This window comes from Streptomyces sp. NPDC007162, from assembly GCF_040634175.1.
In the GTDB taxonomy this organism is placed as follows: Bacteria; Actinomycetota; Actinomycetes; order Streptomycetales; family Streptomycetaceae; genus Streptomyces.
Genome location: NZ_JBEYFC010000453.1, coordinates 1 through 7,280, shown reverse-complemented (window position 1 = coordinate 7,280; position 7,280 = coordinate 1). Strand labels below are relative to the sequence as shown.

The 7,280-nt window shown below is 69.9% G+C and carries 6 protein-coding genes and 1 pseudogene; 6 read left to right on the top strand and 1 reads right to left on the bottom strand.

Translation table 11 applies throughout. The features are described 5' to 3' along the window. Both ABZ646_RS35720 and ABZ646_RS35715 read left to right on the top strand, forming a co-directional pair. Positions 1 to 718: transposase (locus ABZ646_RS35720; RefSeq protein ID WP_360528513.1), on the top strand; the 718-nt coding region annotated here is incomplete at its 5' end. 309 nt (positions 719 to 1,027) lie between these two features. Beyond that, positions 1,028 to 1,477: pseudogene (locus ABZ646_RS35715) on the top strand (DnaB-like helicase C-terminal domain-containing protein); the annotation flags it as partial. A gap of 344 nt (positions 1,478 to 1,821) precedes the next feature. Here the strand turns inward: ABZ646_RS35715 and ABZ646_RS35710 are convergent. Beyond that, entirely contained in the window at positions 1,822 to 2,871 is a 1,050-nt protein-coding gene (locus ABZ646_RS35710) for a LacI family DNA-binding transcriptional regulator (RefSeq protein WP_360528510.1), read from the bottom strand. Between the two features lie 98 nt (positions 2,872 to 2,969). On the opposite strand from ABZ646_RS35710, the gene ABZ646_RS35705 reads away from it, so the two are divergent. The 4 genes from ABZ646_RS35705 to ABZ646_RS35690 form a co-directional block, all read left to right on the top strand. Beyond that, positions 2,970 to 4,265: an extracellular solute-binding protein gene (locus ABZ646_RS35705; RefSeq protein WP_360528507.1), complete on the top strand. Its 1,296-nt coding sequence runs from the start codon at positions 2,970 to 2,972 to the stop codon at positions 4,263 to 4,265. Next, positions 4,262 to 5,206, top strand: coding sequence for a sugar ABC transporter permease (locus ABZ646_RS35700; RefSeq protein WP_360528504.1), 945 nt, complete (start codon positions 4,262 to 4,264; stop codon positions 5,204 to 5,206). The genes ABZ646_RS35705 and ABZ646_RS35700 overlap by 4 nt, the downstream gene beginning before the upstream one ends. A gap of 8 nt (positions 5,207 to 5,214) precedes the next feature. Continuing rightward, the gene (locus tag ABZ646_RS35695; protein ID WP_360528501.1) at positions 5,215 to 6,081 is read left to right on the top strand and encodes a carbohydrate ABC transporter permease; all 867 of its coding nucleotides are present in this window, start codon (positions 5,215 to 5,217) and stop codon (positions 6,079 to 6,081) included. A 23-nt stretch (positions 6,082 to 6,104) separates the two neighbouring features. Then, the coding region (locus ABZ646_RS35690; RefSeq protein WP_360528498.1) for a DUF2264 domain-containing protein at positions 6,105 to 7,280 on the top strand (1,176 nt) is incomplete at its 3' end.

Here is a 7,280-nt window from a genome sequence, read left to right as displayed (position 1 = left end):
GACCGCGCGGATCGCGCGGGCGAGCAACCCGGACGGTACGACGGCGATGTGGGTGCGTGACCGGCTGGACGGGCTGTGGTGTGACGAGGACTTCGCCGACTGGTACCGGCGTGACGGGCGCCCCGGCCTCTCGCCCGCCCAGTTGGCCACCGTCTGTGTGCTGCAGTTCGTGCTCGGTCTGTCGGACCGGCAGGCCGCCGAGGCGGTCCGCTGCCGCATCGACTTCAAGTACGCTATGGCCCTGGCGCTGGACGATCCCGGCTTCCATCACAGTGTGCTGGCCGACTTCCGCGACCGTCTCGCTGAAGGCGACCGTGCCGACCTGCTCGACCTGGCGCTGGCCCGCCTCAAGGAGGCCGGCCTGGTGCGGGAACGCACCACGCAGGGCACCGACTCCACCCATGTCCTGGCCGCGGTGCGGGATCTGACCCGCCTGGAGCCCTCGCCACCGGAAACGACGCCGTCAGGCTCCTGGAACACCTCCACCGGCAGGGAGCAGACCACGCGTCCGGTCCTCGTATCCAGGCCCTGCGCCAGATCATGGTGCACAACTACCACCGTGACGCCGCAGGACACCTGCGCTGGCGCACCGCCGAGAAGGAAGGCGGGCCCGGGCTACCGCCCTCGTCCCGGACGATCGTCTCTCCCTACGACACGTCGGCCCGCTACGCACGCCACGGACACATCATCAGCTGGAAGGGGTTCACCGCTCACCTGACCGAGACCTGTGCTCCCGACCGCTCCAACGTGATCACGGACGTGGCCACCACCGCGGCCACCACCCACGACAGCAAGGTCCTGCCCGGCATCCACACCCGCCTCGCCCGACGCGGACTGCTCCCCGCCGAACACCTGGTCGACACCGGCTACACCTCCCTGCCCCACCTGGAACAAGCCACCCGCGAACACCAGGTCACCGTCTCCGGGCCGCTGAAGAGCAACCCCACCCGCCAGCACCGCCAAAACGAGGGCTTCGCCCGGGACGACTTCCACATCGACTACCACAAGCAGCAGGTCAACTGCCCGCATGCCCCGCCGGCTCGCGACGCTCGGCGACGCGATCGGCACCGCGCTGGGCTCCGCGCCGGTGAGCGGTCCGTCGTTCGGACTTCCCGCACTGGACGCGGTCGCGGGCCGGCTTCAGGCCGGGCGCCTGACTCTGGTGGCGGTCGACCCGAGCGTCGGGGGCAGCCTGCTGGGGCTGGCGGCCGCACGGACGGCTCTGGCCGAGCAGAAGCGTGTGCTGTACGCGGCGTCCGGGCCGAGCGCGGACGACATCTTCCGGCGGATCCTGTCCGCCGAGTCCGGCGGGGAGTACCCGCGCCTGAAGCAGGGCCGGCTGACCCCTCACGAGCAAGAGGTCGCACAGCAGTTGCGGCAGGCACCGCTGATGATCGACGACGGCGGTGACCTGACCGCGGAGGCGATCGCGGAGACCGCCCCCTACGTCGAGGGGGTGGCCCTGGTGGTCGTGGACCGTCTCCAGACTGCCGGCAGTGCCCGGCTGCCGCTGTCGGGGGAGCGGCTGATGGCCGGACCCACCCGACGCGGCCCCTCCCTCGGGGCCGCCCTCGGCGACCTGCTGCGTTCCCAGGTCACCCCCCGCCACCGGCTGTCCACCTGCAACGCCCGGCACTGGCACGCACATCTGTCCCAGCTGACCGGAACCCGCCGCGGCTACCGGGCCCTTGAGGACGCAGGCCTCGGCGTGACCACCCAGACCCTCTCAGGAAGCACCAGAGGCAACTTGAACCGGCTCCCGACACGGACGCCACCCACGGGTCGTGGGACGCTTCCGGTCAGCCGACGTGACAGCGCCGCTCAGAGTGGCGGACGGCGTCCGCTGCTTTCCCGTACCACCAGTTGCGTCGCCACCTCCACCCGTGTCGTCTCCGGCTGCTCCCCGGACAGCAGCCTCAGGACCATCCGGGCCGCGAGCGCGGTCATGTCGGCGATGGGAGTGCGGATCGTCGTCAGGCGCGGGGTGACCCAGTCCGCGAAAGGCAGGTCGTCGAAGCCGACCACGCTGACGTCGGCCGGGATGCGCAGACCCAGTTCGGCGGCGGCCCGGTAGGTACCCAGGGCCTGGTGGTCGCTGCCGGCGAAGATCGCCGTCGGTCGGTCGGGCAACGCCAGGAGTTCCAGGGCGTGCTGGTGTGCGAGGCCGTGGGTGAAGTCGCCGTAGCGCACCAGCTCGGGGTCGAAGGGCAGATCCGCCTCCGCCAGTGCCGAGCGGTAGCCGTCGACTCGCGCCCGAGAGGTGAGCCTGCGCTCCGGACCACTGATGATCGCGATACGCCGATGGCCCAGCTCGATGAGATGGCGGGTCGCGGCCAGTCCGCCGGGCCAGTTGGTCGCGCCCACCCACGGTGTGCCCGGCGCGGGTTCGTCGATCGGCATCACGAGTGCGTAGGGGATGCCGAGCTGGCGCAGCTCCTCGTGCTGCTCCGGGGTCAGTTCGGGCACCACGAGGATGGCTCCGCGTGTGGCGCGGGTGGCCAGCGAGTCCAGCCACTGGCGGGCGCGTCTGCTCCGGCCGTGCGTGGAGGAGACCACCAGCCCCATGCCCGCGTCGTGCAGTACTTCCTCGGCGCCCCGGATCAGCTCGACCGCCCAGGGGCTGTCGAGTTCGTTGATGACGAAGTCGATCAGCCCGCCTGGCGGGGCCGCGGTGGCCGCCGGGCGGGTTTTCGCCAGGTAGCCGTGTTGTTCCAACAGTCGCTGTACCTTCGCCCGCGTTTCCGCCGATACATCGGATCTGTTGTGCAGCACCTTCGAGACGGTGGACACCGACACGCCTGCCTGTCCTGCAATTTTGGCCAGCGTGCGCCTCTTTCCTTCGTTGAATCCCGTCCGAACCGTTGACGTCATCGGATGAATCTCCTACGTTGCCGGACGATCGAGTTTTGCGAAAACTATCGCAATCTTCGTTCCCTGAGTAAGGCACCACGGCGAAAAGGTGGTCCCCCATGAAGAAATGGCACGCCGCTTCCCTGGCCGCGGCGGCGGCTCTGGTGCTCTCCGCATGCGGCGGAACCGGTGGCAGCGGCCGTTCCGGTGATGGGACGGGTGAGTTACTGGTCTGGGTGGACAACACCCGTATGCCCGCGGCCCAGCAGTACAAGAAGGCCCACCCCGACCTGAAGATGCGCATCGTCACCATCCCGCCCGACGCGGGTTACGTGCCCACCAAGATCTCGCTCGCCAACCGCACCAAGAGTGGCTGGCCCGACGTCACCTTCCTGGTCAACCCGGCCGAGGCGGCCACACTCGCGAGCGAGAAGTTCGGCTACGCGGCCCCGCTCGACGACCTCGTCCCGAAGTCCGTCCGCGACGGCTTCACCCCCGGCTCCCTCGACACCTGCACCTTCGGCGGCAAGACGTACTGCCTGCGCAACGACATCGCCCCCACCGTCCTGTGGTACGACGCGAAGCTGATGGACCGGTATGGCTACCAGGTCCCCAAGACCTGGGCCGAGTACCAGCAGACCGGACTGAAGGCGGCCGTGGAGCACCCCGGTACCATCGTCGGAGCCGTCAACGGCAAGTACGGCGCCGGCATCTACTTCGGCAGCAGCGGCTGTCCCACCCGCGACACGCTCAGCCTCACCGAGGTCCACATCGACCTCGGCCGATCGGACTGCACCCGGGTCGCGGACCTGCTGCAGCCGCTGGCCCGCAAGAAGGCCGTCACCACCGTCGCACCCATCGACCCGGGCTTCTCGAAGTTCGGCAAGACCGACAAGATCCTGATGCTTCCGGCCCCGGCCTGGTTCGGCGACTTCATGTTCGGCCCCGCCTTCAAGGTGCCCAAGGGCCGGATCGCCGCCGCCCCCATGCCCACCTGGCCCGGGGAGAGCGAGCCGTACGCGGGACAGGTCGGCGGTGGTGCCTTCCTCGTCTCGGCGCACGCGGGCGGGCGTACCAAGCAGGCCGCGGACCTGGTGCGCTGGATGACCACCGACGTGAACCTCCAATCGAAACAGCCCACCTACCCCGCCTTCACGGCAGCCGCGAAGAAGTGGGGCGAGGTCAAGTCGAAGGACCCGTACTACGCCTCCGACCCGATGCCCGCCCTCACCGCGGCGGCGAACGCACTGCGCCCCGGCTTCGGAGCGGTCCGCTACGAGGCCGACTGGCAGAGCAGCTTCAACGACACGTTCGTCAAGGCCGTCGACTCCGGCGGCAACCTCCGCGATTCGCTGGCAAGTTGGCAGAACAAGCTGGAGGCGGCGGCACGGACCGGCGGGTACCGGGTCGAATGAAGACGCTGACCACATCCAGCCCGCCCGCGGTCGTGGCCGAGACGTCGGCAGCGCCCCGCCGCCGACGCCGCCCCGCCCGTACCGCCGCCGTCTGGATCCTTGTCGGCCCCTACACGGTCTTCCTCGCGGTTTTCGGGCTCGCGCCCGCCGGATACGCCCTGTGGACCTCGTTCGTGCAGGACGGCTCCTTTACCGGGGGGCGCGACTGGGCGGCCGTGTTCCACGACTACCGGCTCGGGGACGCGGCCGCCCACGTGGCGACGTATCTGCTCCTGTGGCTGCCGATCCTGCTGCTGACCGTCCTGTCCCTCGCCTTCACCCTGCACGCCCGCCCCGGTCGCACGACGAGCGCGCTCCAACTCGTCTACTACCTGCCCGGCGCGGTCACCGGCTCGGCCGCGGCCCTGCTGTGGCTGTTCATGGTGAGCCCGGACAGCAGCCCCTTCTCCCCAGTGCTCAAGCTGATGGACGTCAAGAGCGCCACGGACGCGCTGTCCGGCGGCAGCATCATCGCCGTTCTCGCCGTGATGGGCATCGCGGTGCACGCCGGCGGCTGGATCGTCGTCCTGTACGGGGCGCTCAACGCACTCCCGAAGGACGTCCTCGAAGCCGCACGGGTCGACGGCGCCTCGGCCTGGCGGACCATGTGGCACATCAAACTGCCGCTGGTACGCACGTACGTCGGCTTCGTGCTGATCTCCAGTTTCGCCTCCGGCAGTCAGGTGTTCGTCGAGCCCACCGTGCTGTCCACCGGCGCCCCCGGCCAGATCAGCCCCACCTGGTCCGTCAACCAACTCGCCTACGTCTACGCCACCCAGGACGGTGATTTCGGCAAGGCCGCCGCACTGTCGCTGGCCATGCTCGCGGTCGGACTGCTGTCCGCGTGGATCGTGATCACCCGCACCCGTATGTACGCCACCGACTCCTCCGACTCACGGTGAGTGAGAAGATGACCGCTCTGTCGCGCGGCGCCCGCGCCCTGTTCCTGCTGGGGGCAGCCGTCTTCCTCGGACTGCCCCTGCTGTGGCTGCTGCTCGCTCCCACCCGCACGGCCGACGACCTGACCACCGGCTCACCGCTCGGCTTCGGCTCGCTGGGCAACGTCGGCGACGCCTGGTCGCACCTGACGTCGTACAACGACGGCGAGATGACCCTGTGGATCGGCAACTCCCTCGTCTACGCGGCGGCCAGTGTGGCCCTCGCCCTGCTGCTGTGCGTGCCCGCGGGCTACGTGCTCGCCAAACACGACTTCGCCGGCCGTCGGGCCCTGCTCACCCTCTCGACCGTGACGATGATCCTGCCCCCGGCCGCGCTGGTGCTTCCGCTGTACCTGGAGATGTCGGCACTCGACCTCACTGGCACGGTCTGGTCGGTGATCCTGCCGCTGTCCTTCTACCCCTTCGGTGTCTACCTGGCCTTCCTGCACTTCCAGGCGAACCTGCCCGACAGCCTGCTGGACGCCGGACGCGTCGACGGGGCGAGCGAACTGCGGCTGTTCTGGTCGGTCGCGGTGCCGCTGGCCCGCCCGGCCATCGCGCTGATCGCGTTCTTCGGCTTCGTCCGCTGCTGGACCGACTTCTTCCTGCCCTTCGTGATGCTCTCCGACGACCGCACCTTCACCCTCCAGCTCGGCCTGATGTCCCTGCTGCAGTCCACCGGCGCGGTCAACAACTCCAGCGGCTTCGCCGACCTCGACATCCACCAGCCGGAGGCGGCCCTGGCCGGGCTCGTGGCCTGCGCGCCGCTGCTGATCGGTTTCCTGCTCGCCCAGCGCTTCCTGCGTACCGGGCTGCTGGCCGGGGCGGAGAAGGGCTGATGCGCGGGGACGGACGACGACTGATGGACGACGCACGCACCGAACTCGCGTCCGACGTGAAGGCATTGCTGGAACCTGTCGCCTCTCGTTTCAGTGCCGGCCGGGCGCGCGTACGGCTCGGTGTGAACACGGCGATCCACGACGACACGGCCGCCGAACTGGAGGCGTTCGCCCGGCCGTTGTGGGGACTGGCGCCCCTGGCGGCGGGCCGGCAAGACGTCCCGAACGCCGAGTTGTGGGTCGAGGGACTCGCCCACGGCAGCGATCCCGCGCACCCCGAGTACTGGGGTGAGCCGGTCGACCGCGACCAGCGCATCGTCGAGATGGCCGCCATCGGCTTCGCGCTCGCGCTCGCCCCTGAGCGGTGGTGGGACCCGCTGAGCGCCCCCGAACGCGACCGGCTCGCGAACTGGCTGCTCAGCGCGCTGCACCGGGAGACCAGCGACAACAACTGGCTCTTCTTCCCCGTGCTGGTCGGCCTCGGCCTCGACCGGGTGGGAGTGCCGTACGACCGCTCACTGGTCACCGCGCGCCTCGACCGCCTGGACACGTTCTGGCTCGGTGACGGCTGGTACGCGGACGGCCCCACCGAACGGCGCGACTACTACGTCCCGTGGGCGATGCACTTCTACGGGCTGCTGTACGACACCCTCACGGGCGGCGACCGCTTCAAGGAACGGGCGGCCCGGTTCGCAGGCGACTTCCGGCACTGGTTCGCCGACGACGGTGCCGCCGTCCCGTACGGCCGCAGCCTCACCTACCGCTGGGCACAGGCCGCGTTCTGGGGCGCGCTGCCGTTCGCGGGCGTCGACGTACTGCCGTGGGGCGAGGTCAAGGGCTACCTGCTGCGGCACCTGCGCTGGTGGCGCGGGCGGCCGGTGGCCGGGCCCGACGGGCTGCTGTCCATCGGGTACGGCTATCCGCAGCCCGCGCTGGCCGAGCAGTACAACGCCTTCGGCTCGCCCTACTGGTCACTCAAGGCGTATCTGCCGCTCGCGCTGCCGGCCCATCACGCGTTCTGGACCGCGAAGGAGGAGCCGGCTCCCGACTTGCCCGCCGTCTGCGCCCAGCCGCACGCCGGGGCGGTACTCATGCGGGATTCCGGCGACGTCACCCTGCTCGCCGGGCGTCAGCACCACCCATGGGTGCGCCACGGAGCAGAGAAGTACGCCAAGTTCGCCTACTCGACCCGCTTCGGC